Source organism: Bacillus thermotolerans (assembly GCF_000812025.2).
GTDB classification, from domain to species: Bacteria; Bacillota; Bacilli; order Bacillales; family Domibacillaceae; genus Quasibacillus; species Quasibacillus thermotolerans.
This window is the reverse complement of the sequence record NZ_JWJE02000051.1, coordinates 1-25,849: the sequence shown is the minus strand read 5'-3', so window position 1 is coordinate 25,849 and position 25,849 is coordinate 1. Positions and strand designations below refer to the sequence as shown.

Below are 25,849 nucleotides of genomic sequence, written 5' to 3'. Positions count from 1 at the left end.
GACAAGCTGATGGGAAGCATCATACATGTGAAGATAGAACGCCCGGTTTTGTTCAATTTCCTGGTAGGTGTGAGAAAAGAACATAAAAAAATCTCCTCTTTCATGTATTCTGAGGAGATTCTACATATTTTTTCACTGCTTGTCCATTGACAGAAGACTTTATCAACAGAATGAAGCGACCTTATAAAAAAGGTCGCTTGAAAAATAAGTGCGGCTTACTGTTCAGGTGGCTGAGGATTCTCTGTGCTTATTTCTTTGAGAAGCTCAAGAGCAGCGACCGCTTTTGGAAACCCAGCGTAAGCTGCACACTGAATAATGATCTCGATGATTTCCTCTACACTCCATCCCACATGCATGGCCGCTTTAAAATGGAAGGTGAGCTGGCGTTCGCCTGCTCCTTGAGTAATTAAAGAAGTGAGCGTGATGAGTGCTCTCTGTTTTAAGTCGAGGGCCGGTCTGCTATATACATCTCCAAACCCGAACTCCATCATCATCTCTTCAAGATCCGGAGAAAATGCTTTCACATTTTCGATGGCCTGCTGGCTGGAATCACCAGTTAGCTTGCGTAAAGTTTCGAGCCCTTTTTGGTAACGTTCACTTTTCAAGGTAATGCCTCCTCTTCTAACCTCTCATCATAGTTGGGGGTACTTCCTCCGGGTCCACCATGATTTCAATCACTGTAGGACCTTGCTGTTTCAATGCAAAGGTAACGGCCTCTTCCATTTCCTGCTCCTGGGTGCATCGGAAGGAGGCGGCTCCTAATGATCGGGCGAATAGATGAATATCCACAGCAGTTTCATACACTGTGCCCACTGAGCGCCCTATATTATGCCTCATTCCCTTATCCACCATATCCAATCTGCCATTATTGAAAACAACAAAAATAACCGGCAGTTGATGACAAGCGGCAGTGGAGATCTCCGTGCCATGCATGAGTATGCATCCATCGCCTGTTAAGCAAACAATCGGCCGATCCGGGTTAGCGAATTTGGCGCCGATCGCATAGCCAATCGCATGTCCCATCGTTCCGAACACATCATCAAAGAAGAAGGTGCCTTCCTGTAAAATGTCAAAATGTTGAATGGCATAGTACGTATGGCTTCCGTCATCTCCAAATAATAAAGCTTGAGCGGGAAGGGTTTGCCGCAAGACTTCAACGGCCCTCCCGGCTGATATCCACTTTTCAAGTGCAGCGGGTTTTTCTGCCTCTATTAACTCAGAAGAGGAAGCAGGTACTGTGCTTATGTCCTCTTTCCTCGAGGTTTTGGCCAGCAGAGCTTGCAGGTTTTCTTTGGCATCTCCCATAACCGCAAGTGTCGGTACGGGAATCGATTTCCCGACAAAGGTTGGTTCTATATCAAATTGAATGATCTGCTGCGGGTTCATATCGTTAGTGAACCCTGCCAGCGTCATGTCTGATAGCTTTGTACCGATCACGATTAAAAGATCGACACCCATCTTTAAATAGTGAGAGGCTTCCGCCGTGCCGCCGAGACCAAAAGGGCCAAGATAGCCAGGGTGGCTGGAAATCACGGTTCCTTTTCCACCCGGCGTCGTAATGACGGGAATGTCAAAACGCAGAGATAGCTCTCTTACCTCGTCATAGGCCCTTGACAGATGAACCCCTTTTCCTACAAAAAGAAGGGGGGATTTTGCTCTCTCCAGTAATGGAATCACCTGGTCAATGTAAGAGGATACGGCTGGCAATGGTTGAGGAAGAGATACATCAAATGGTTCAATTTCCTCCATCAACACATCAGCCGGTATGGACAGGTGAACCGGTCCTTTGCGTCCGGTCCACGCCTTTTCTAGTGCATGGCGAAAGTACATCGGGAATAAATCCCCTCGTTCCACTCTTGTGCTAAAAAGTGTAACTGGCTCAAACATTTTGACAAGATCCGTTCCAAATGGGCTGGAGTCTTGTCCGATTGCTTTGCCGGTGTCCTTCATGGCAGGGTGGCCTGTGATGAATAACACGGGAAGGTGATAGGCCATTGCCTGAGCGGCCGCTGTCAGCATGTTAGTGCCTCCCGGACCCGAAGTGCCTATAGCCACACCGAATGTATGGTTTTGAAGGGCATAGCCGCCGGCCATAAACCCGGCTCCTGATTCATGTCTTGCTAAAACGTAGGTCATCTCTTGTCTTTCTATTTCTAAAAGGAGGGGCACAACCGCTTTTCCTGGAATTCCAAATGCATGGCTTACTCCAAATTTTCTTAGGTGTTCAACTAACAAAGCAGCAATTGTTTTCATTAAATATTTACTTCCTCTCACTTTGCTTAATCAGCTTTCTTTCTATCTCGTCAGCCGGTAAAGGTTTGCTGTAGTAATAGCCTTGAACCTGGTCACAACTTAATTGGCGCAGAAAGTCTAATTGTTCCTCTGTTTCAACACCTTCTGCGAGGACGTCCAGGTTTAAAGCGTGAGCCATTGAAATGATGGTGCTGACAATTTTTGCATCACTTTCATCCTTCATGATATCGCGGACAAACGAGCGATCAATCTTTAAGCGATGGATAGGGAACCTTTTTAAATAATTAAGAGAACTGTAGCCAGTGCCAAAATCATCGATGGCAATTTGTATCCCCAGCTCGTTCAGCTCATTTAAAATCAAAATGGCTCTTTCTACATCCATCGTCATGGATTCCGTAATTTCTAACTCCACAAAGCTAGGATTTAATTCCATTTCCTTCAAAACTTGCTGGATTGTTTTCACTAAACCTTGTTTTAAAAATTCCTGCGGAGATAAATTAATCGCCATTCTTAAAGAAGAAAACCCCTTATTATGCCAAGCTTTTAGCTGCTGGCAGGCATTTCGAAACACCCACTCTCCCAGAGTGAACATGAGTCCCATTTCTTCTGCTAAAGGGATAAATTCCTCCGGAGAAATCATGCCAAGCTGAGGATGATTCCAGCGCAACAAGCTTTCCAGCCCAATAATCTTACTGGATTTTAAATCGATTTGAGGCTGGTAATGGATGAAGAGATGGTTATTTTCTATCGCATGTTTCAGCTCCGTTTCCAGAGTCAGTTTTTGGAAGGATTTTTCTTTCATATTCGAATCATAAATCACATAACGGTTTTTCCCTTTTTCTTTGGCACGGTACAGCGCCGTATCCGCTTGGACGAGCAAGCTATGAATATCATGTCCATCATGGGGGTAAAAGGAAATCCCTATGCTAGTGCTGATATGGAACTCATATTCCTGGATGACGAAGGGTTGCCGGACTACGTCAATGATGTCTTCAGCCATACGAACTACGTCCGCAGGGCGGTGGATCTTAGGGAGTATAATCGTAAACTCGTCGCCGCCCATTCGAAAAACCTTCGCCCGGCTCTGTAGATAATTTTTCAATCTTCCGGCAATCTTCGTAAGAAGCAGGTCTCCTTTGCTGTGCCCTAACGTGTCATTGATCAATTTAAAGCGGTCTAGATCCAGCATAAAGACAGCAAGCATTTCTTTATGTTTCATCGCATGATCTAAGCACTCTCCTAAAAATTGCTGGAGGTACCTTCGGTTAGGGAGTCCGGTAAGTTCATCGTGATGAGCCATATGCTTTACTTTCAGTTCGGCTTTATACCGTTCAGTGATATCCCTGAAGTTTCCAAAGGCGCCGATGAGTTCACCGTTCTCGCTGTAAATGGGCTTCCCGTCGAACAAACATATTGTTTGATCGCAAGAAGAGGCATGTCTCAGCTCTAGTTCGATATTAGAAAAAGCCTCGCGAGTTTGAAGCACTTCATGAATCAACGGCCCTATCTTATCTAACTGTAAAACCGGCTTGTTTAATACAGCTTGCCTGCTCCAGCCAGTCAGTTCCTGCGCATATTCATTAAATTCTGTTACCTGACCATGTTTATCTGTAAAAATAATCCCTGTCTTCGTTGAATTGGTGACAATCTGGTTAAGGATGTTTAAATCCCGGTTCTGGCTGCGAAGAAGGATTTCCCGTTCAATGGAGTCACCTACTGTGGACAATAATGTCAGCAAAAGAGGGCTTCCATAATCTAAAGCAGTCATGATAGAAATGGTCCCTAGTTGAACGTCATTTTTTACAGAGTGAAACGGAACCGAATAACAGGCAGATTGCTGCAGGATCTTATGGTAATGCTCAGTCCCAACTATTTCTATAGGCTGATTGGTGCTCAGTGCCAAACTGATAGAATTCGTCCCGTTATGCTCTTCAGAAAACCGCACGCCCGGTATAAAGCCTAATTGCTGAATGATGCTTTTTATAGCAGGGTCTCCCTCCATATATAAAATAGTGCCTTCATCATCTGTTACAACAATAAGGATAGGAGTGCCCTTGATCATATATAAAAACTTTGGAACGAAAAAGTTAATGACTTTTAGAACTTCTGCATAGTTCTTTTGAATTTCTTTTAATTTCTCGGGATTGACAACGAATGGAGCTGGAACATCTTCTGGATCCAATCCCCTCGCTCGACATCTCTGATTAGCTTCCTGAATAACCAATGAGTATGCGGATTCAACTAAGTGGTCCTTATACAAGGGTCCCACCACCTATTCTATATAAGTGTTATTCTTCAAAATTGGGTATTTTTTCTTTATTTTAACAGAAAAAACCGTCTTCTTGGTGTAGGAATTTCAAGGCACTTGGAAACAATTCCTAAGCAATGGAACCACTGATACTACTACTCTAGAAGAAAGGGAGAGCTGGTATAGAGAGGAGGAATGTGAAGTTACCACAAAATAGAAGTTTATCTACCCGAAAATTCGTAAACTTAGAAAAGGAAGGGGTAGCCTGGCAGCCTTCGCCGGTTATACAAAACTATTTATGAAAGTAGGGGATCACTATGCCATTACCACTTATTCCATTATTGGTAGCCGGTGCGACGGTCACCTCTGCGGCAGTTGCAGGGAAGAAAGGGTACGAGTCATACCAAAACATGAAGAAAACGCAGGAGCTTACATTACAGCTTGAAGCTACATATCAAACAGCTTATCGCCAGCTTGAACGGCCGCGCGGTCATGCGAACCAAGCAGCAGATAGCTTACTTAAATTAAGCCTGGCAGGTGGGCCCGTGAAAAAGCTTGTTTCTTCTGTGAATAGGGAGGGACATGCCGCAGACGTTGAGAAGCGGGTGGTCGGGGCCGGACAAGTGATGACCGCCGGTGTCGCTTCTATGGCCGGAGGTGTGATTGCGGCGTTGGCGACATTAGAGGCCACTACCACCTTTGCTTCCTCCTCAACAGGGACACCGATTGCCTCCTTGTCTGGAGCGGTCGCGCAAAATGCGGCATTGGCTTATCTGGGCGGAGGGTCGTTAAGCGACGGAGGTCTAGGCGTTTCAGGAGGAACGATGGTGCTAGGCGGAATTGCGGTCGCGTCGGCACTTGCGATTGGCAGTTTCCTGTTTACTTCCTCCACTGAAAAAAGGCTTGAGGACATGCGGGCGAAAAAAGCAGAGGTTCATAAGGAAGCTGGGCAAAGGCATGTAGTGCGTTCTCGAGACTATCCTCGCTATGCACAAATAAGAAGAAGGGGCCGGTCGGTTATTTAATCGGTAGGTTGGTCATCTCACTGTCTATTGAAATAAATCAAGGACTTATCTCAAATAAGGTCCTTGATTTATATATGTGTGTAAACATCGGTACCACTTGTTTTAAATAAGCTGGCGCTCCGAAGAAAGGACGTTCATCTTCTCTACATCCCAATCGAACGTTACAATGGCTGATTGACGGGACTTGTGCGACAGGAGGCGCTTTCCATCTTTAAGAACCATGCTTTCAGCTTCCCAAAAAGCCACCGTTTCATCTTCTCCCGTCCGATTGCAGACAAATACAGGCAATCCTGTATCGATTGAGCGCTGTTCCCACTCTCCGTTTGGCCCATGCAAGCCGGGTCCCCAGGAAGAAGGAGCCACGATGATGTCTGCTCTTTTCGCTAATAAGGTGCTTGCGACTGTTTTTGTATAAGCATCTGCACAGATCATCACCCCAGCTTTTATGCCTCCTAGGTCGATCGGTTCAATGACAGTGCCTGACTCGCACCAGCCATCTGAAAGGGTAGCGGCCTTTCTTTGCCTTCCCGCTAAATCACCGTTTCTGTTGATCACAAATACCGAGTTATACAGCTTTCCGTCCTCAGACCTTTCCGGACAGCCAACAAAGACATTTACCTTTAAAGACTTAACCAACATGCGAACGTGGTTCATCCATGTATCGGGCTGTTGCTCGATCCAGTTCGTACCGATCTTCCGGGAGAACTGCAGCCCGCTGACAGCTAATTCGGGTGTGATGATCCAGTCGGCCTGTTTAGCTGCCGCGAGCTTCACAGCTTTTTCAATTAATTGCTGGTTATAAGGAATATCTCCCACACGAGGGAGCAAATGCAATAAAGCAACTCTGATTTTCCTCAAAATAACTCCACCTTTTCTGCGTTTCAATGATTAAGCTCATCTTACTATATATTTAACTTTTAGGGACCAATCATAGAAAGCAATATGATATGTGGGAAATGATATTTAATTTAGCAGGTGCAGAAGTTTAACAGAAATGATTGACAAAGGAACGAACCTTGGATATCTTTTATTTATCAATCAATAAATAAATAAAATTCTAGAAGGATGGTAAATATTTTGGCAGCCCGAGAAGACAAAAAAGAAATCATCATTGAAAAAGCTGTAAGTGTTTTCGCGCAGAGGGGATATTACAAAGCTACGACCGCCATGGTGGCGAAGGAAGCCGGAGTGACACAGCCCTATGTGTTTCATTTTTTTGCAAACAAGGAGGAGTTGTTCAAGGCAGTCATGGATCGGGCGTTCGGAAGGATTTACGATACATTCGCAAAGATTGATGCTCCAGCAGATCAGTTAATCGAAACAATGGGTCATGCCTTTGAAGAAGTCATCCAAACGCACCGTGATGAAGTACTGATGGTAATGCAGGCGCACGCCATTTCAGAAGAGGGCATTCGTGAACATGTACGAAAGTTATTTAAAACGATCTTTGATTCTTTATCACTGAAATTCGAAAGAGCGGGAATACCTGAGGCCGAAAAGACAGCAGCTCATTTTATTGGGACAGGATTATTAATTACAGTTGCAGAAGTGCTGGATTTGCCGCAATTAACAAAGGGAGTGGGGGATGATGGTTAGAAAAAAGGAGTCTCTCCTTTTTTCTCATATAAATTTATTGACTGATAAATAAATTTATATGAGAAGGACCTGTCATACTCAGCTGATCGACTAGAGCATGAATGAAATAATAAATTTTTTTACCATCTTATTTATTGATTGATAAATAAATCATTTCAAAAGGGAGGAGCCAGCAATGAAAACATATCAACATGCTGAAGAGTCTATTAAGCTTTTTCAAGGTGAGAAAAGTCTGGTCATCACAGGTCTGATAGGGGTGATTCTTGCTGCATGCATAGCTGTCTACATCTTTTTCCAAGGGCCAATGATTGGACCAGAAGGAAATGTGAAAGATGCGTTTTCCTTTAATGCGGCAATCGGCATGTTTTTGCTTTCCATAGCTGCCATTCTGCCACTTACGAGATTTACAACAGGGAAGAGGAAGGTCATCCGCTGCTTTTTATCATCGCGACGATGTATTCATATGCGATTGTCACTATTCAAAACTTCCGGGGCTTCAATCCTCGATTTTCGCAGAAAGGTTCGCTCATCGATGCGATCGGAGGCATGTTGTTTGGTGTGATTTCGTTAATGCTTGTAACTTTAACAATATGGCTTGCCATCCACTTCTTGCGAATGAGAGCGCCTTTTAATCGGCCACTGCTCATGGTTGGCGTCCGTTATGCCTTTCTTTCCATTTTAGCAGCCAATCTTTCAGGAATCTGGATGATTTTGCTTCAAGACCGGTTTACAGGAGAGGCAGGAAATCTCATTGTCCTTCATGGCATAGGATTCCATGCGCTTCAAACACTGATCATTCCAGCCTGGCTTTTAGAAAAAAGTGACTTGAATGAACGCTATAAAAAGCGGCTGCTCCATTCGGGCAGTATCGCCTGGATGCTTATGATTGGAGTTATCGGTATCCAAACGGCATTAGGGCGCACCGTTTTTGAACTAACCATATTGCCGATTCTGGCGGGACTGTTATTGCTGGCTTGGGCAGGAACAGCACTCATTGCTGGTGTCTTTTTTATAAAACAAAGGAGAGAACGCGCTCTTTCAACTGATAAACTTCCTTTAGTCAGGCATTGACCCAACCGTGATCCAGAAGCTGCTGAATCACTCTGGCCAGGCGGAGATGCTGCGTTATATTGGTATGATAAATGGATTGAGGATAGGTGTAGGAAGAAAGAGAGCCCTTTCTTTATGGAAGAGAAGGGCCTTTTGATTTTTGGTTATTGGAGGGTTATTTTGCAATTTGTTCTTCGCTGGCACTAAGGTCTTGCTCGTCATTCTGATTTTTTTCGCTTAATAATGAAACAACGACCATGACCACAACACTCGCTGCAATTCCATAAATGATGGGATTGGTAGATGTGATGCCTTCAATGGCAAGCCCAGCAAGAATCGTGATGGTGCTGACGATAATGGAATAAAAAGCAGCATTTGCTGTCGCTCTTTTCCAGAAGAATCCAAGAATGATTGGTACAAAGATAGCTCCTGTCAATACGGCGTATGCAACGTCAAGAGCCACAAGCAAGTCCTGAATCCAAATAGCGAAGACAATCGTCGCCGCTCCAATGATGGATGTAACTGTTCTCGAGAGAATCAGGAATTGTTTTTCATTAATATCTTTAAAAAAGTGAGCCTTTAAAATATCATTCGTAATTAATGTAGAAGAAGCCAGCAGCGTGCCTGAAGCTGTTGACATCAGGGCTGAGACGACGCCTGCAAGCACAAACCCAAGAACTCCGCCCGGAAGCACTTCTAATGCCATGCTGGCAAAGGCATTTTGAGTATCGTCCAGGTTTGGAAGAACAATAAACGCACACATCCCAATGATGCTCACAGCCAGTCCATACAATAAGCTGTAAACTCCGGCGAAAACTGCTCCAGTACGGGAAATGTTTAAGGTTTTACCTGTAAAGACGCGCTGCCAAATGTCTTGTCCAACCACCATTCCTAAGGCGAACAGCAAGAAATAGTGAAAGATTTGGGTTAGACCAATTCCAGTAAAGCTAAAATATGTGTCTGGCAGCTGGTTCGTCAGGGCACTCCAGCCTCCTGCACTTGAAATGCTCATCGGTACCATAATAAAGAAGATTCCGATCGTCATCACGATGAATTGAACAATGTCCGTCATCGTCACTGACCACATTCCGCCAAGTATGGTATAAAATAAAACAATTCCGCCGCCAACAAGCATGGATAAAGTCAAATCCCATCCGACTAATACATTCAGGATCGTTCCCATTCCGATGACTTGGGTCACGGTGACCATCATGGCATAGATGGAAGCGACGAGGGCACTGATTAATTGCGTTTGTTTATTAAAACGCTTCCCTAAAAATTCACTAATCGTCATGACCTTGAAGTTGGCGATTTTCTTAAGCAGAAAAACGCCGAGAAACATGATGCCTAAACCAAGCATAAATACGAGCCACATGCCGGACAATCCATACTCATAGCCGAGCCGCGTGGTGCCTATGGTGGAAGCGCCTCCAAGAATAACGGCTGCTAAACAGCCAAAATACATGAAAAATCCTAAATTCCTTCCGGCTAAAATATAGTCCTCTGATGTCTTTGCTCTTCTAGAGCCAATAATACCAACAACAACCAATGCAGTGAAGTAGCCAATCATTATCAAAAGAGCAGTGGAATTCATTAATTTTTCGCCTCCTTTTAAGAGTTTTATAAAATTACTTAGGATTCACTAATTTTTATAATGAGCATTAACTTTTCTATAAAGTATTAATATTCTTATAATTTAACAAACAAGGGTGAAACTATTTTTCACCCTTGCTGTTTTCATTATTTAGATCTATCTGCTGTATTGACTAATGATTGAAGGCGCTTTTTCTTCAAGGCGGTCAATGTAATCATTTCGTATATGATAGTGGAGGCCAGAGCCGCTGTAATTTCACCGCTGTCATAAGTCGGGAGAACTTCTACTAAATCAAAACCAACAATGTCGAGACCGTCTAAGCCTCTCACATACTCTAATGCTTCATAGCTTGTCGGGCCGCCAATTTCAGGTGTTCCCGTGCCTGGAGCGTATGCTGGGTCCACAAAGTCAATATCATAAGTAACAAACACCGGCCGGTCGCCGACACGCTCGTGAATGCGGCGCATCACTTCCTGGAAGCCAATTTGCCTAACTTCCTTCATTGGGATGACTTCAAACCCTAAATCCCGAGCATCTTGAATATCATCAGGGCTGTAAAGGGAGCCGCGCATACCTACCTGGATAGAGTGATCCACATCCAACAGCCCTTCTTCTACAGCGCGGCGAAACGGTGTCCCGTGCATATATTTTTCTCCATAAAGGTTATCCCAAGTATCGCCGTGAGAATCAAAATGAACAAGCGCGATCGGACCGTATTTTTTATGAAAAGCACGAAGGTTTCCTAGACTGATAGAATGATCGCCGCCCATAATGATAGGGGTAATGCCTTTCTCGAGAATAGGCGTAAGTTCAGAGACCATCTTGTCGTACGTGCGATGGATGTTGCCAGGGATGACATCGATATCTCCATAATCTACACCTGAGCAATATTCAAAAATATTAATATCCATATCGGGATTGTACGGACGAAGCATGGCGGAAAAATTGCGAATGTGCTGAGGACCTAGACGCTGTCCTGTGCGATTGGAGACCGCTGTGTCAAAAGGAACACCTAGCACGACGAAATCCACGTTATCTGTTGTCTTAATTTGCTCTAATCTCATAAATGTCCGCACCCCGCAAAAGCGTGGTGAGAGTGAAGAATCTTTTGGTTGATACATTTCATTTTCCCCCTGTTGATTGAATTTTCTATACTTTCACTACGTATAATTGCAATAACCGTGCCAAAGCAAAATCCCCGTAGAAACGGCCATTTTATGACTCATTTAATGCGTTTGTGCATTGAACGGGATTATTTTAATGCACGAACGCATTTCAATGCAATTTCGCATTAATGCCGTATTTTTTTAATTTCCTCACCACATTTGATTGATTCAGACCAAGATATTCAGCCATTTCATAGGTGGTCTTGCATTTTTGAGCGGCTCGCTTTAACCAGCGAATTTCCACTTCTTCGAGAGCGTCCTTTAACGTCATGTTTTTCTCTTCGAGCTCCTCGATATGTAAGCTATCCGTGTTTCCATGCTGCTGGTGATGGTAAGAGGGGAGTAACTCCGGATAAATCGTTTTTGTCTCTGATGTGATGACTAGCTGCTCCACCGTATTTTCAAGCTCTCGCACATTTCCTGGCCAGTCGTAAGCGGTTAGCTTCTCTAATGTTTTTGGGTGAAAGGTTTTGTCCATCTCATATTTTTCTTTGTATTTTTGCAAAAAGTAATGTAAAAGCATCACAATATCTTCTTTTCTTTCTCTCAAAGGGGGAATCGTAATAGGTATGACATTGAGTCTATAAAAGAGATCTTGACGAAACGTTCCTTCCTTCACCATTTCAGCCAAGTCCTGATTCGTCGAGGCGATTAACCGGAAATCAATAGGCTTTGGTTTGATTCCTCCCACTCTTGTAATCTCTTTTTCTTGAAGGACTTTTAATAACTTGGCCTGGACGGATAGGGGAAGCTCTCCGATTTCATCGAGAAAGAGGGTTCCTTTGTCAGCCAGCTCGATTAACCCTGGCTTTCCTTTTTTATTGGCTCCCGTGAATGAGCCGGCTTCGAATCCAAACATTTCAGACTCAAATAATGTTTCAGGAATGGCTCCGCAGTTGACCTCTATAAAGGTCTCCTTTGCTCTTTTGCTTCCTTTATGGAGAGCGCGGGCAAACAGCGATTTTCCTACTCCGGATTCTCCAAGAAAAACAACCGAAGCATCTGATTTAGCTACTCGCTGAACAAGCTGCCATATCCGCTGAATGGATCTGCTTTTCAACACGACATTCTCGAAGCTAGAGTCTTTTTCCCTCATTTCTTGAATTTCCGATTGGTACCTTTCCGTTGCGGCTCGCAGCTTTTCATATTCTGCCTTTAATTCCTCCAATTCAGTTAGATCATGAGAAAAACTGATGACCCGAACAATCTCGCCGGCTTCATTGAAAATGGGAATGCCGGTGGCCATCACGGTTCGTCCCGTCGTTGTGTGTTGCATTAACCGGACTTCCTTCCGCTCTTTTAACACTTTTACATTTATCGATGGCTTGAAAATATTCTTCGACTCAAGGTCGAATACAGATTTCCCAATTAAATCCGAAGCCTCTATTCCATAAATAGATGAGCTGTTTGGACTCGCCCTTAATACAGTTCCCTGTCCGTCGATAATAAAAATATTGTCATTGGAGGCTCGTACTACAGCATCAAGTTCCACTTCCAGCATGTCGAGTTTTTCCATCTTTTCACCTTTTCCTTTCAATATCATTATAGCTTCACCTATCGCAACAAGGGAAAGCAGCCAATCATACATAATGTTATCAGAAAATTTTAAATAGTGTTATAATCAAAACGACCATCTTCGAGCTGCTACACGTAAATATGTATTAGGAGTAGGAGGGACAATATGAAGTTTGAGATTAATGATCCGAAGAAAGCAGCTTTACTCGTCATCGACATGGAGAATGACTTTGTCAAGCCGGGAGCTCCCATGCAAGTGCCTATGGCGTATGAAATGGTTCCCACTTTAAAAACGCTGTTGAATGCTTGCAGGGAGAAAGGAGCCACCATTATTTATACGGCGCATGTCCACGGAAAAGATCGGGGAGACATGGGGTTAATGGGGCAGTTTTGGGAGCCGATTGGCAACCAGACGGCTTTAGTTGATGGCACGGAAGGAGTAGAAATTTACGAAGAGCTGGCTCCAATGGAAGGGGAGCTAGTCATTAAAAAACACCGCTACAGTGCGTTTTACAATACAGATCTGGAAACACAGTTGCGCAATAGAGGGATTGATACCTTGATCATTACCGGAACGGTGACGAATATGTGCTGTGAATCCACCGCAAGGGACGCTCAATTCAGAGATTATAACGTCATTTTCGTATCAGACGCGACAGGGACGATGGATCACCCTGATTTAGGGGCTGGGCCAATGAATGCAGAGGATGTCCAGAAAGCTACGCTCACCAGCTTGTCCTTTTGTGTAGCGGAAATTGCGTCAACGAAAGAGGTTATTGGTAAATTAGAGAATGCTAACGTAACGGTATAAATTTAAGAATAGATCCAATTCACGAAGGGAGAGGTTTATATGGAAAAAGTAGCGATCGTAACAGGTTCTGGAGGCGGTTTAGGAAAAGGGATTGCTAAGCGCCTCGGGAAAGATGGATTTAATATCGTATTAAATGATATTAACCAGGAATTGCTTGATTCGACTTTAGAAGAATTTAAGAAGGACGGGCTCCATGTGATAGCTGTCACAGGTGATGTCTCTAAACGAGAAGACCAATTCAATCTAGTAGCCAAAGCAGTAGAGGAATTCGGACAGATCGATGTATTTGTCAACAATGCCGGCATCGATGTCGTGAGTCCATTTCTAGATATTGATGAAGCCCAGCTGAATAAAACGTTTGCTATTAATGTAAACGGCGTCGTATTCGGAACGCAGGCAGCTGCGAAACAATTCATCGAGCAAAAGACGAAAGGAAAAATCATTAATGCCTGCAGCATCGCCGGGCATGAATCCTATGAAATGCTAGCCACCTATTCGGCGACTAAGCACGCGGTGCGCTCATTGACACAATCAGCAGCTAAGGAGCTGGCTGCGTATGGTATCCGGGTAAACGCCTATTGCCCTGGCGTGGCCGGAACCTCTATGTGGGACCGGATCGACGCGGAAATGGTCAAATACTATGATGACATGGAACCAGGAGATGCATTTAAAAAGTTTTCTGAAGGTATTCTATTAGGAAGACCACAAGAGCCTGAGGATGTGGCCAATCTTGTATCCTTCCTAGCATCCGATGATTCTGACTACATCACTGGACAATCCATCATTACTGACGGCGGTATCGTATTTAGGTAACAGCCAGGAAGAAGGGACCTATTGGCTTCTGATCAATAGGTTCTTTTTTTTCAGTATCTGCCTATACAAACACTTTATACGGATCGTAGTTACATATTTAGCTATTATGCAATTGAGATTGTCAGCAAATGTACGTAAACTAAGAGCAGAATAGATCGAGACTGGAGTGAAGCGATGGATATTCAAACGATTATTTTAGACTTAATTCAGAGTAAGATCATGCATTCGGAACCAATTAAATATGAGAAGTTAAATGGCGGCACTGTCAGCGAGCTGTATCTCCTTAACTGGAACGACAAGAAGTATGTCGTTAAGTTAAATGAACCGCAAGTTATCGAGTCGGAGGCGAATTTTCTTTACTCTTATAAAGAATCAAATTTGCTGCCAACGCTTCTATTCGTTGAACCATCACACAAGTATTTCGTTTATTCATTTATAGAAGGGTCCACACACTATGCCCGAGAAAACAAAAAGGATATGCTAAAAGCTCTTATGCAAGGGCTTTTAAATCATTATCAGCCCGCTCCCGGTATGGGCTGGGGATGGGTAGACGAGCCAGTCGATTCCTGGCAGTGTTTTCTTATGAACAGACTGACGGATGCAAAGAAAATGATAGGTTCACGGTTAGAAATGGATGATCATCACTTGGTTCTTAACCTCTGCCAAATGAATATAGATAGACAGCCGTTCCTATTGCACGGGGATTGCGGGGTACATAATTTTATTTTTAGAGAAGGACAGTTGATGGGTGTGATCGACCCGACCCCTGTGATCGGGGATCCTCTGTATGATTTAATATACGCCTTTTGTTCTTCTCCAGATGATTTAACAAAGGAAACCATCGGTTCAGCAGTAAGTGAATGGATGATAAAAGCTGAGGATCATAGTTCATTTCTATATGAAGAAGTAATCATCGGTTTATATATGAGGCTAGGTAACTGTATGAAGCATCATCCACAGGATTTTGAGGAATATATAAAGGCTTGGCGCTACTGGAAGGATGTTGTGACAGAAAAGTAATTGTCGCTGCTTAGCCGGGTGTATGGATACCAAATGAAGGCTCGATATTTTATGATGGACATAGAACTGCTGAAAAGGAGGTGAGTGATATGGAAAAACGGTTGAGTCTGAGAGCTTACATCCTTACCATTGCTGGTGCGGCATGCTGGGGGCTTATTGGGTTATTCATTGCTCCTTTGTATGCGCGCGGCTTCACGGCTTGGGACGTAGTGGCGATCCGGGGGATCTTTACCTTTATGATCTTAATTCTGCTTATGGCCCTATTTTTTCGTGATCAGTTACGTACGAGATTAAAAGATCATCTTTTCTTCGCGGGTGCGGGGATTTTTAGTATCGCCTTATTTAATTTCTTCTACTTTGAAGTTTTTTCTCAATCGAGCTTGTCCCTTGCCGTCACTCTTTTATATACAGGTCCATTGTTTGTCACCATTCTATCCCGCCTGTTTTTTAAAGAACCCTTGACCATTCGCAAAGGCTGGGCACTGGCTCTTGCTATTACAGGGTGTGCCTTTGTCGTCGGTTTGCTGCCATTCGGCCAAGGAAATATCCCGATGAATACGTTGTTAATGGGGATTCTGTCTGGATTTTGTTATGCGCTGTACAGTATTTTCAGTAAAACGGTAACGAAACGGTATTCCGCCTTGACCATTACCACGTACACGTTTCTCTATACGAGTATTTTCATGTTATTAACAAGCGACATAGCAGGAAAGGTTGATCAATTTCAATATGTAGACGTTTGGGTGTCGTCGGTATTATTAGCGCTAGTAGCAACGGTGGCAGCCTTTGTTTTATACACGTCAGGACTAAAGCATTTAGAAGCCAGCAAGGCCTCCATTCTAGCAACGATAGAACCTATTATCGCAGTCATAACAGGAATCCTTTTTCTTGGCGAACATTTGCGAGGCTGGCAAGTGTTAGGGATTGCATTGGTTTTGTATTCAGCCATTCTAGTTGCACAAGGACCATCTAACACTAAGAAAAGCTATTCTTAGGCAAAGTTGAAGCGTAGACGTTATCATAAAAAGAATAAAATCATTTTCCCGTGCGTGTACATAACTGCATGTCCGGACAGTTGCGATTGACATAATGAAGGCTTGCAGGTTCTTTTAAGACCTATTGAATAGCCCTCATCATTAGTCAAGAAAAGGGGCGTATATATTGGAAAAGAAGAAGTTTTGGAGATTCATTGAAGAGTCCAGAGAATTTAATCAGGCGGAATGGCTAACAGAAAAGTTAGCTCAAAGAGGGTTAGAAGAGGTAGTAGACTTTGAATTTATATTCCAACAATTAATGAACGCCAGCTATCAGTCTCGCTTATGGGGAGCGGCCTTTGTTTTGATGGGCGGCTGTTCTGACGATACTTTTGACTATTTTAGGGGATGGCTGATTGGACAGGGAGAAGAAATATATAATAGGGTAATAGAGGATCCAGAATTTTTAGCAGAATACATTCATGAAGATAACCTGGACGAGGAGGGTTTCCCTCAAAATGAAGAATTGCTTTCGGTCGGATTAGATGCTTATACGCTGATCAAGACGGGAGATACGGAATGGGATGACGATACACATGATGAACTGCTAGAAGCCCTTGACAAGAAGGGGCTTCTAGCGGCTCCTGATATTGAATTTGACTGGGAAGAAGATGATTTGGACACTCTATTTCCTGCTTTATGGGAAAGATTTGGAGAAGAGCCGCTAGGTTGACAGAAAACCATTGAGTTAAATAGTTATGCTTATAAAAGAAGTTAGAATCAACTCTCGACAAATAGGCGTTTTAATGAAATAACTAAATGTTCAAGCGGGTTTCACATTAGAAGCCGGCTTTTTTTAATCTCGTAAGAATGGGTCGGTTATAGCTTATAAGTTATGTCACTGAAAGACGTGAAAAAAAGACCGTCTACCGACAGTCCTGTTTTTGAATTTAAGCTGCCCGTTAGCCTGAGTATATGATTTGATTCTCTTCTATCGAATCACCAGTAAGTTCAAAGAATACTTCTTTATTATTTACTAATTCAATTGAAGGAAGTAATTCATATATAGTGTCTTATGATGGTGCTTCATGTAACGAGCAAGTTTATAAGTTTCCCCTATAGACCTATTCATATGAAGGTATCAGCTATATGCTTAATCTGTTATAATTTCTACACTAGACGAGGAAGTGTAAGTATATAATGCAATATTCGACAGAAGGTGATGAGAGTGGAAGATATTTTAATTATTGCCCCGTATCCGGAGCTCGAGAAAGATGCCATACAGCTTCGTGAAAAAACGGACATTAAATTCTCAGTTATATTAGGTGACTCTAAAAGACCGTACCAACAACAAATCAACCCGGCAACACGAGTAATTATCTCAAGAGGAGGGACGGCCAAATCCCTTCGAAACTCACTAGATTTGCCCATCGTTGATGTGCCTGTTACCCCAGCTGATATTTTGCGGTCGATTAGTGCTGTTGCCAAACGGGGCTATAAAAAAATTGCGGTTATTACTCCTGCTAACATATTATCTAACATCAATCACACCTTGGAATTAACTGATCAATTACAATTGGTATTTGCGACAGGTATGGAGGGGCAATTTGCCGATACCGTGAAAAGATTAATTCAGCATGAACAAGTAGAAGCGATTATTGGAGATCGGGTTTCTACACACATCGCTCTTCAGCATGGCATTCATGGTCATTTGCTTAAGTCAGGCGGGGAATCCTTGCTCATGGCATTGGAAACAGCGACAAATGTTCTTCGGGCACAGACAAGGGAAAGAGCAAAGATCAAAGAGCTGCAGTCCATTCTTAACGTCATTAATGATGCCGTGCTTACGATTGATCCAAACGGCAACATTACGGTATCTAATGATTCTGCGAAAAGAATATTCGATTTCTCTCAAGAAGATGTTGTAGGTAAAAGCTATTCGGATTGCATGACCGACCCGCATTTACTTAAAATCATTGAGAAAAAAGAGGAAGAACGTAATTTTTTGCATTCCTTAGCGAACGGAAAAAAGATCGTCGTTAATCAGATACCGATTTATGTGGATTCAGTTTTCCATGGATCTGTCGGGATATACCAGGAGATCAGCCGAATCCAAAATCTAGAGCTCAACATTCGGAAACGGTTAAATGACCGTGGCTTATTTGCGAAAAATACATTTGATGACTTTGTGACCATCAATAGTGAAATGAAGAAAGTCGTCTCGGAAGCTAGATTATACGCCAAATCTGAAGGAACAGTATTGATTTATGGGGAGAGTGGGACAGGGAAAGAATTATTTGCACAAAGCATTCATAACGCGAGTGGAAGACATAAAGGTCCATTTGTTTCCGTCAATTGCGCTGCTCTTAATGAGAATTTACTAGAAAGCGAATTATTTGGATATGTGGAGGGGTCCTTTACTGGCGCTCTCAAGGGAGGAAGGGTCGGTTTGTTTGAGTTAGCGCACGGTGGATCACTTTTCTTGGACGAAATTGGAGAGATATCTCCCCAATTTCAAGCGAAGCTGTTGCGTGTTTTGCAGGAGAAAGAGGTAAGGCGAATTGGTGGAGACCGCGTCATCCCTATTGATGTTCGCATCATCTGTGCCACCAATAAATCATTATATGATTTGTCCCAGGATGGGAAGTTCCGAGAAGATTTATATTACAGGCTGTCCACATTGGAATTAGATTTAATTCCTTTGCGTCATAGAAAAGAAGATATTATCCCTTTAGCGATTTCTTTTTTGAAATCGGAAATGATACGGGAAAAACGAGCGTTATTTTGGGAGGATAAAGATGTTTTCCTTCCGCTATTGGACTATCAATGGCTAGGCAATGCTAGAGAGCTTCAAAATGCCATACATCGGTTAGTTATTCGCACGCCAGAGGGAAGGATTACACGAAACCATGTTTTACAGCTAATGGAACCGATAAAAAAAAGGAAGAGAAGAACGAATAAACTTCAGGTAGAGATTTCAAATGACTTTAGAGAAATGGAAGCGGAAATCTGGAGAAAGCTGTTAGATGAATACAACGGAGACAAAAAACGTTTGTGCCAAACTTATAATATTAGCAGAACTACCCTATGGAGAAAGCTGAATCCAGAAAACGAAAAATGAAATCCAAAAATAATTTCATATCAACGATAGAGAGGGCGGCTACCGTCCTCTTTTTTTGTGATCAAAGAATGTTTATGTCAACTTCATGGCACGAGTAAACGGTATTATACATAAGGTTTGTTTCTAATTTGGAACAATGAGTTCATAAATGAACCAAAATCGAAAGAGGGGCCGGGGATCACTTCCCTTTGTTTATATGGTTAAAGAATGATTATATTTTCTTTAGCAGCGAAGAGAAAAAATTTTTAAGCGTACGAAAACTCCCTTAAAGGCAGGAATAGGCGAGTCTGTTGAAAGAGATTTGATAGAAATACCTCGTCTTTGTAAATATTTATTCTATTATTTTTGCTCTAACTGTTCCGTTTTGGCACGTATGTTGCATTTTAAGAGAATGAAAGACAAAAAAGTATAGAGGTGGGGAAAACATGAGTGAAGTTTCCGTTAATCAAATGCGTAACACAGTGAGAAAGATTTCTGTTGACCAAATCCGCGATACAGTGGCAACACTTTGCTGGGAAGCTTGTTATAACTTGCCGGAGGACATTGTAGAAGGATTCCATAAAGCGAGAGAATCTGAGCAGTCGCCGTTAGGACGATCTATTATCGATCAACTCATCGAAAATGCTCAATTGGCCGCAACAGAAGATCGTCCGTACTGCCACGATACCGGATTAACCGTGGTTTTTGCTGAAGTGGGGCAGGATGTGTATATTGACGGAGGAAGTTTTGAAGAGGCGATCCACGAAGGAATTCGCAAGGGCTATAAGGAGGGATATTTGCGCAATTCCATTGTTGGAGACCCGTTGCTCCGAAAAAATACAAACGATAATACGCCTGGTGTGATACATACCAAACTTGTAGCCGGGAACCAAATTAAATTAACGGTTTTACCAAAAGGCGGCGGAAGTGAAAACATGAGTGCTATGAAATTCCTGCTCCCGGGAGAGGGAGTAGAAGGGGTGAAGAAATTTGTATTGGACACGATTGAAGCCGCGGGTGGAAGAGCGTGTCCACCGATCGTGGTTGGTGTCGGGATCGGAGGGAGCTTTGACAAAGTAACAGAAATAGCTAAGAAGGCGGTCCTGCGTGACATCGGCCAGTACCATCCTGAACCACATATTGCGCAACTAGAAAAAGAACTGCTTGAGGAAATTAACAAAACAGGTATCGGTCCACAGGGGCTGGGCGGAACAAGTACATCCTTATGGACGGCTGTTGAAACATACGGATGCCATATCACGGCTCTACCAGTAGCGGTCAATATTCAGTGTCATGCAGCACGAAAAAAATCCTGCATCATTTAAATTTAGAAAAGAAGGTGCTAAATAATGGCTAAGGTATATATAGAAACACCCCTTACGAATGAAGATGTTTTACATTTACAGGCAGGGGATGAGGTTTTTTTGAATGGAGTTATTTACGTAGCGAGGGACGCTGCGCATAAGCGCTTTTTAGAGCGGCTTGAAAATAATCAACCACTTCCGATTGATTTACGAAACCAGATCATCTTTTATGCTGGACCAACACCACCCAAACCTGGACAGGTTATTGGATCTATCGCCCCTACGACAGCTTCTCGTATGGATCCCTATACGCCAGCCATGTTCGAATATGGGGTTAAAGGTGTGATTGGAAAAGGACCTCGCAGTCAATCTGTTAAAGATGCATGTAAAGACAATAAAGCGATTTGCTTTTCTGCCATTGGCGGGTTATCTGCTCTTTTAAGCGACAAGATACAAACGGCAGAGGTGGTGACCTATGAAGATCTGGGGCCAGAGGCGGTCCGTGAGCTTGTTGTTAAAGATTTCCCTGTGTTAGTTGTCTATGATGCACACGGAAAAGACCTTTATGAACAGGAGATTGCTAAGTATCGAACAATTGAACGGTAATAGCACACCTTTAAAAAAGTTCACCAGGTGATAGACCGTGGTTAAAAAATCGGGGCTATCTATCCCTATTTTACGATTATGGTTGAGGCGGGATAGCCCCCACTATTTTCTTGAGTGTGATCGTTGATATTGTTGAAGCAAGGCACGTTCAGCTGCTTGGAAATTTACGAGGTCTGATGTGGTTATCAAAGTTAGATAGAAATCGAGTGGATAAATGATCGCGTGTATCAATGGTTCTGTTGCGTTACCGCTTATTTATAGTTTTCGTGTAATTTATAACAAACTAGGGGGGCTTTTGGTGGAAAAATCGATGATAAAACAAGCTTGGGATATGAGTTGGGGAGCTCACAGTAAGGTTAAACAGCTATTATTCTTTTCATCTGCTCCTAGCAAAGCTGAACCCATTGTCGATATGATGGAAAGTGAGCACTCGCTGGAGAACAAACCAGCCTATCAGCGTTCTCAATTTATTGGTTTAGTACTGGGTCCACTTCTTTTTGTCTTGATTCAAATGTTCTTCTCTCCTGAGGGGTTGGAAAAGAGTGCTGTCTCGGTCTTGGCAACTACTGCCTGGGTAGCCGTATGGTGGATTACAGAGGCCATTCCGATTCCGGTTACTTCTCTATTGCCTTTGCTCCTGCTGCCGGTCACTCAAGCCGTTGATGGAGCAGATGTAGCTTCTGCTTATGGGGACCCTATTATTTTTCTTTTTTTGGGTGGATTTATGATAGCGCTTGCAATGGAAAAGTGGAATTTGCATAAACGCATTGCGATTATCATCGTTTCAAAAGTTGGTGCTAATCCGAAGAGAATTGTGTTAGGCTTTATGTTAGCAACCGGATTTTTATCTATGTGGGTATCCAACACAGCAGCGGTAATGATGATGCTTCCTATTGGAACCGCGATTACATTTCAAGCGTTGGCGAATATAAGGAAGGGCCAGGATGATACAAATTTAGTGAAAACGTTTGAGAAAGCGCTTATTTTTGGAATTGGCTTTGCAGGAACGATCGGGGGTTTTGGGACGCTCATTGGAACCCCTCCGAACATCATTTTAGCAGCGACCATTCAAAAGTTATATAATGTGGAAATCACTTTTGCTACCTGGCTGTTTTTTGCAGCGCCTATTGCTCTTGTTTTAATTTCTTTTACATGGTTCTACCTCGTGAATGTTGCCTTTCGCGTTAAACTTCAAGAGATTCCAGGCGGAAAGAAATTGATCGAGGAAGAACGAAAAAAACTTGGTAAAATGAGTTTTGAAGAGAAAAGTGTATTTTCCTTGTTCCTATTTGCTGCATTCATGTGGATCTCGAGAACATATTTATGGACAGATTTGATTCCTGGCATCAGCGATACCATGATTGCTCTCTTTGTCGGAATTCTGTTATTCTTAATTCCTTCAAAGACGAAAGGTGGTAAGCTGTTAGATTGGGATGTTTCACGTGAACTGCCATGGGGTGTGCTCTTGTTATTCGGCGGGGGTCTCGCGATTGCAGGTGGATTTGCAGAGACAGGCTTGGCTGATTGGATTGGACAGCAATTGACTGTGCTTGAAGGGATGAATCTTATACTTACTATACTTCTGACAACAGCTTTAATCCTATTCTTGACTGAAATTACGTCTAATATGGCTACTGCTACTATGATTCTTCCAATTTTGGCCTCCCTAGCACTTGCCATTAATGTTCATCCGTTTGCTTTGATGGTTCCTGCAGCGATGGCTTCCAATTGTGCCTTTATGTTACCTGTGGGAACCCCTCCCAATGCCATTATCTACGCAACTGAAAAAATAACCATTTCTGAAATGGTGAGGTCTGGGTTCTGGGTTAATATTTTGGCTGTTATTCTTATTGTGAGTGCTGTATATTTAATCCTGCCAGTCATCATGAATATCGACTTAACGGTTTTTCCTAGCAATCTCAAATAAATGGCCTCACTAGGTGATACATGCCTAGTCATAAACACAGCACGCCAGGAAACCCAAAAGATTCGAGGTCATCCTTGTTTTAAAAATAACCCAGCACCCTTAATCGCTACAAAATAGGAAAGACCATTTAGCGCTACAAAGAATAGGGCTTGCTTCATTCAGAGTGATCCTGTTTGGGGAAGCTAGAAGGGCGATGCATGAATTTGCACCCTTCTTTTATAAAATATTTGTAATTTGGAGTTGACATCTAATGCAGGTACAACAAAAAACAAAAACGCAAAAAATAATTCGCTATCAGAACCAAAATGGCAATGAATATTACGGTATGGTTGAAGGCGAGGATATATTACAGCTGTCGAGTAATTTTGATGAGCTGGTCAACGAGGAAATACGGTATGACGGTGTAAAGGTGAAATATAATGATGTAAAAATCTTGGAGCCTGTAAAACCGTCTAAAGTGATTAATTTCGGCTGGACCTATGCAGGACATGCGAAGGAAACCGGCGGCGAGGCTAATCTGAAGGAGCCGTTTTTGTTTTTAAAACCGTTATCTTCGCTCATTCCAGATAAGGAAAACATCATTCTTCCTCCAAGTGATTTAACCAATCAAGTGGAACTAGAAGGTGAACTAGCAATCGTCATTGGGAAACGCGGTAAAAATATAAAAGAAGCAGATGCGATGGACTATGTTTTTGGTTGCACCATATTTAATGATGTGACAGCAAGGGATCTTACAAAAAGCGACCCTCAGTTTACACGGGGTAAAGGGTTTGACACTTTTGGGCCATTAGGTCCGTGCATTGTCACCGGTATAGATCCTTCAAATCTAAGAATTGTTACAACCTTAAATGGAGAAATCGTCCAAGATGGTAATACGAATCAAATGAGCTTTACCATTCCGCATCTTATAAGTTGGATCTCGCAGGTCATGACACTAGAACCTGGTGATGTTTTAGCAACAGGGTCGCCTTCTGGCAGCTGTCCAATAGACCGTGGTGATCTGGTAGTTGTTGAGATTGAGAAGATTGGTAAACTAAGTAATTATGTAGAATAAATAAAGAAGATTTCTGAAGGCAATTGGGTGCCAATTCAATATAGAAGAATAGCAGATTCGCGTGACTTAAGTGAACGATACGGAGAAAGGGGAGAGGAGAAAAAAATGAGTCAACCACGGTTTTTCATACCCAATCGGGTGAGTGAGGAAGTCATTCAATTTCTACAGCAATATGGCGATGTGGATTATCGCAATAAGGAAGAACAGATGGCTGAGGAGGAGTTTCTAGACAGGTTAAGCAAGGCAGACGCTCTTCTATGCTATTCCAGACAAAAGATCAACGGCCGAATTCTTGAGCAAGCTCCGCAGCTGAAGGCAGTATGCAACATCGCTGTCGGCTACGATAATTTTGATTTGGAAGAATTGACGAAGCGAGGAGTCATGGCAACGAATACACCCGGCATTTTAACAGAAACGACAGCCGACCTTACTTTCAGCATTCTGATGGCAGCGGCTAGACGAGTGGCTGAAGCGGATCATTATGTAAAATCGGGGCAATGGCAGGAATGGTTCCCTAGCTTAATGCTCGGCAAGGATGTGTTCGGAGCAACGATCGGCATTATTGGCATGGGAAGAATAGGGGAAGCCGTCGCGCGTAGGGCGAAAGGCTTCGACATGGACATTCTTTATCACAACCGCTCACGCAAGACGGATGTCGAGGAGGAATTAGGAGCGAGCTACGTTTCACTCGAACAGCTTCTTCAACAATCAGATTACGTGGTTGTGTTGACCCCGCTTACCGACGAAACAAGAAAGATGATCGGAGAAAAAGAGCTGGCTCTCATGAAGAAGGATGCCATTCTTGTGAATGCTTCGCGTGGTGCTACAGTGGATGAAGCCGCCTTGATCCAAGCCCTGCAGGAAAAACAGATTGCGGGTGCGGCACTGGATGTATATGAAAAGGAACCGGTCGATCCGGACAATCCATTATTGAAGATGCCGAACGTGGTAACTCTTCCTCATATCGGCAGTGCCACAAAGGAGACACGGGGCAAAATGGCCATGAAAGCTGCCCGCAATGCAGTGGCCGCTGTTAGTGGGGAAGTTCCTGAAAATCTATTGAATGAAGAGGTTCTTCAAAATATGAAATAATGTGAAGGGCAGCGAGCAGAAGAGGCAGCGTGAGAAAGAACGATTAAGGGGCAAGCCTTTCAGTACGTTTGCTCGGCTCACGAGTAATAAAGGTCTTTGACAAATAAAAGATGGTGCAAACTTTGATGTTTGCACCATCTTTCACGTTGTTGAAAAACAACTTAGTCAAGAAAACCCTGGTGAATTCTCACCGGGGTTTTCACTTTTTTTAAATTGTTAAATGGAATCTTCTATAATATGAGAAGTGAGGTGGAGACCAATTTTCTGTAAAGAGCGGAGTTTGGCCCACTTTTTCAAGTTTTGTATGATGGCAGTCATCAAAACTTGCGTTTTCACTTTTTGAACTCCACGGTAACGTGCATAGCGCAGACCGTGGAGTTCTTTACTGTGTGCAAAGCTTAATTCAACGGTGGATGGCCGAACAGAACGCAAGATTTTTCCCCGCAGAGACAGGCGCTGCTGGCGCAGTTCATTATACGTCTCCTGATGAATGGATAGACGAAGCACCCGGTCTTCTCCCGGTTTTTTCGCAAATGGGCACCCCTGACAGCTGCCTTTTGGCGGTTTAAACTCATGGGCACCTTTCCGTGTGGTCGTCCGATAGTAAAAAGGCACCCCGCAAGGGCAAGCGTAAAGATCTTCCTTTATTCGGCGGAATTGAGTCCGGCGGCACTGTGGATGTTCCTTCACGGGTATTCGGC

General features: G+C 43.1%; 23 protein-coding genes. 15 read left to right on the top strand and 8 right to left on the bottom strand.

Features of this window, described 5'->3' with window-relative positions:
- Positions 1-215: 215 nt before the first annotated feature.
- The 3 genes from QY97_RS15515 to QY97_RS15505 are packed head-to-tail and all read right to left on the bottom strand — an operon-like array spanning position 216 to position 4,513.
- Positions 216-605 (bottom strand): carboxymuconolactone decarboxylase family protein, encoded by a 390-nt coding sequence (locus tag QY97_RS15515; protein ID WP_039237388.1) that lies wholly within the window; start codon positions 603-605, stop codon positions 216-218.
- A gap of 16 nt (positions 606-621) precedes the next feature.
- Positions 622-2,253 (bottom strand): thiamine pyrophosphate-binding protein, encoded by a 1,632-nt coding sequence (locus tag QY97_RS15510; protein WP_039237386.1) that lies wholly within the window; start codon positions 2,251-2,253, stop codon positions 622-624.
- A 7-nt stretch (positions 2,254-2,260) separates the two neighbouring features.
- Positions 2,261-4,513 carry an EAL domain-containing protein gene (locus QY97_RS15505; protein ID WP_082090256.1) on the bottom strand — a complete coding sequence of 751 codons (2,253 nt, stop codon included), beginning with the start codon at positions 4,511-4,513 and terminating at the stop codon, positions 2,261-2,263.
- A gap of 305 nt (positions 4,514-4,818) precedes the next feature.
- Here QY97_RS15505 and QY97_RS15500 point away from each other — a divergent pair, with 305 nt between their 5' ends.
- Positions 4,819-5,526: a hypothetical protein gene (locus QY97_RS15500; RefSeq protein WP_052725943.1), complete on the top strand. Its 708-nt coding sequence runs from the start codon at positions 4,819-4,821 to the stop codon at positions 5,524-5,526.
- Positions 5,527-5,628: 102 nt separating this feature from the next.
- Here the strand turns inward: QY97_RS15500 and QY97_RS15495 are convergent, their stop codons facing one another.
- Positions 5,629-6,384 carry a carbon-nitrogen hydrolase family protein gene (locus QY97_RS15495; protein ID WP_039237384.1) on the bottom strand — a complete coding sequence of 252 codons (756 nt, stop codon included), beginning with the start codon at positions 6,382-6,384 and terminating at the stop codon, positions 5,629-5,631.
- A 219-nt stretch (positions 6,385-6,603) separates the two neighbouring features.
- Here QY97_RS15495 and QY97_RS15490 point away from each other — a divergent pair, with 219 nt between their 5' ends.
- The 3 genes from QY97_RS15490 to QY97_RS15485 all read left to right on the top strand — a co-directional run bounded on the left by QY97_RS15490 (position 6,604) and on the right by QY97_RS15485 (position 8,193).
- Complete coding sequence (locus QY97_RS15490) at positions 6,604-7,122, top strand: TetR/AcrR family transcriptional regulator (RefSeq protein ID WP_166701704.1); 519 nt, start codon at positions 6,604-6,606, stop codon at positions 7,120-7,122.
- A gap of 175 nt (positions 7,123-7,297) precedes the next feature.
- Positions 7,298-7,684: a hypothetical protein gene (locus QY97_RS20545; RefSeq protein WP_125444189.1), complete on the top strand. Its 387-nt coding sequence runs from the start codon at positions 7,298-7,300 to the stop codon at positions 7,682-7,684.
- Positions 7,681-8,193 (top strand): hypothetical protein, encoded by a 513-nt coding sequence (locus QY97_RS15485; protein WP_166701705.1) that lies wholly within the window; start codon positions 7,681-7,683, stop codon positions 8,191-8,193. The genes QY97_RS20545 and QY97_RS15485 overlap by 4 nt, the downstream gene beginning before the upstream one ends.
- A gap of 154 nt (positions 8,194-8,347) precedes the next feature.
- On the opposite strand, the gene QY97_RS15480 is transcribed toward QY97_RS15485, so the two are convergent.
- The 3 genes from QY97_RS15480 to QY97_RS15470 form a co-directional block, all read right to left on the bottom strand.
- Positions 8,348-9,766: a sodium:solute symporter gene (locus QY97_RS15480; RefSeq protein WP_039237380.1), complete on the bottom strand. Its 1,419-nt coding sequence runs from the start codon at positions 9,764-9,766 to the stop codon at positions 8,348-8,350.
- Positions 9,767-9,912: 146 nt separating this feature from the next.
- The gene (gene speB / locus QY97_RS15475) at positions 9,913-10,887 is read right to left on the bottom strand and encodes an agmatinase (protein ID WP_039237377.1); all 975 of its coding nucleotides are present in this window, start codon (positions 10,885-10,887) and stop codon (positions 9,913-9,915) included.
- Between the two features lie 154 nt (positions 10,888-11,041).
- Positions 11,042-12,475: a sigma-54 interaction domain-containing protein gene (locus tag QY97_RS15470; protein WP_408606284.1), complete on the bottom strand. Its 1,434-nt coding sequence runs from the start codon at positions 12,473-12,475 to the stop codon at positions 11,042-11,044.
- A 138-nt stretch (positions 12,476-12,613) separates the two neighbouring features.
- On the opposite strand from QY97_RS15470, the gene QY97_RS15465 reads away from it, so the two are divergent.
- From QY97_RS15465 to QY97_RS15415, 11 genes are all read left to right on the top strand, one after another.
- Positions 12,614-13,258 carry an isochorismatase family protein gene (locus QY97_RS15465; protein ID WP_039237375.1) on the top strand — a complete coding sequence of 215 codons (645 nt, stop codon included), beginning with the start codon at positions 12,614-12,616 and terminating at the stop codon, positions 13,256-13,258.
- A gap of 39 nt (positions 13,259-13,297) precedes the next feature.
- Entirely contained in the window at positions 13,298-14,071 is a 774-nt protein-coding gene (locus tag QY97_RS15460) for an acetoin reductase (protein WP_039237373.1), read from the top strand.
- Between the two features lie 174 nt (positions 14,072-14,245).
- Entirely contained in the window at positions 14,246-15,091 is an 846-nt protein-coding gene (locus QY97_RS15455) for an aminoglycoside phosphotransferase family protein (protein ID WP_039237371.1), read from the top strand.
- Positions 15,092-15,180: 89 nt separating this feature from the next.
- On the top strand, positions 15,181-16,086 hold the full coding sequence (locus QY97_RS15450) for a DMT family transporter (RefSeq protein ID WP_039237369.1): 906 nt from the start codon (positions 15,181-15,183) through the stop codon (positions 16,084-16,086).
- 166 nt (positions 16,087-16,252) lie between these two features.
- Complete coding sequence (locus QY97_RS15445; RefSeq protein WP_039237367.1) at positions 16,253-16,798, top strand: DUF4240 domain-containing protein; 546 nt, start codon at positions 16,253-16,255, stop codon at positions 16,796-16,798.
- Positions 16,799-17,293: 495 nt separating this feature from the next.
- Positions 17,294-19,186, top strand: coding sequence for a sigma 54-interacting transcriptional regulator (locus QY97_RS15440; protein ID WP_198402945.1), 1,893 nt, complete (start codon positions 17,294-17,296; stop codon positions 19,184-19,186).
- 425 nt (positions 19,187-19,611) lie between these two features.
- The gene (locus QY97_RS15435) at positions 19,612-20,490 is read left to right on the top strand and encodes a fumarate hydratase (protein ID WP_315849925.1); all 879 of its coding nucleotides are present in this window, start codon (positions 19,612-19,614) and stop codon (positions 20,488-20,490) included.
- Positions 20,491-20,514: 24 nt separating this feature from the next.
- Entirely contained in the window at positions 20,515-21,075 is a 561-nt protein-coding gene (locus QY97_RS15430; protein ID WP_039237363.1) for a FumA C-terminus/TtdB family hydratase beta subunit, read from the top strand.
- 310 nt (positions 21,076-21,385) lie between these two features.
- A complete protein-coding gene (locus QY97_RS15425) occupies positions 21,386-23,002 on the top strand; it encodes an SLC13 family permease (RefSeq protein WP_039237392.1) in 1,617 nt (538 codons plus the stop codon).
- A 250-nt stretch (positions 23,003-23,252) separates the two neighbouring features.
- The gene (locus QY97_RS15420) at positions 23,253-24,056 is read left to right on the top strand and encodes a fumarylacetoacetate hydrolase family protein (RefSeq protein WP_039237361.1); all 804 of its coding nucleotides are present in this window, start codon (positions 23,253-23,255) and stop codon (positions 24,054-24,056) included.
- 105 nt (positions 24,057-24,161) lie between these two features.
- Positions 24,162-25,148, top strand: a complete 987-nt coding sequence (locus QY97_RS15415; protein WP_039237359.1) for a 2-hydroxyacid dehydrogenase — start codon at positions 24,162-24,164, stop codon at positions 25,146-25,148.
- A gap of 216 nt (positions 25,149-25,364) precedes the next feature.
- On the opposite strand, the gene QY97_RS15410 is transcribed toward QY97_RS15415, so the two are convergent.
- The coding region (locus QY97_RS15410; protein WP_198402944.1) for a transposase at positions 25,365-25,849 on the bottom strand (485 nt) is incomplete at its 5' end.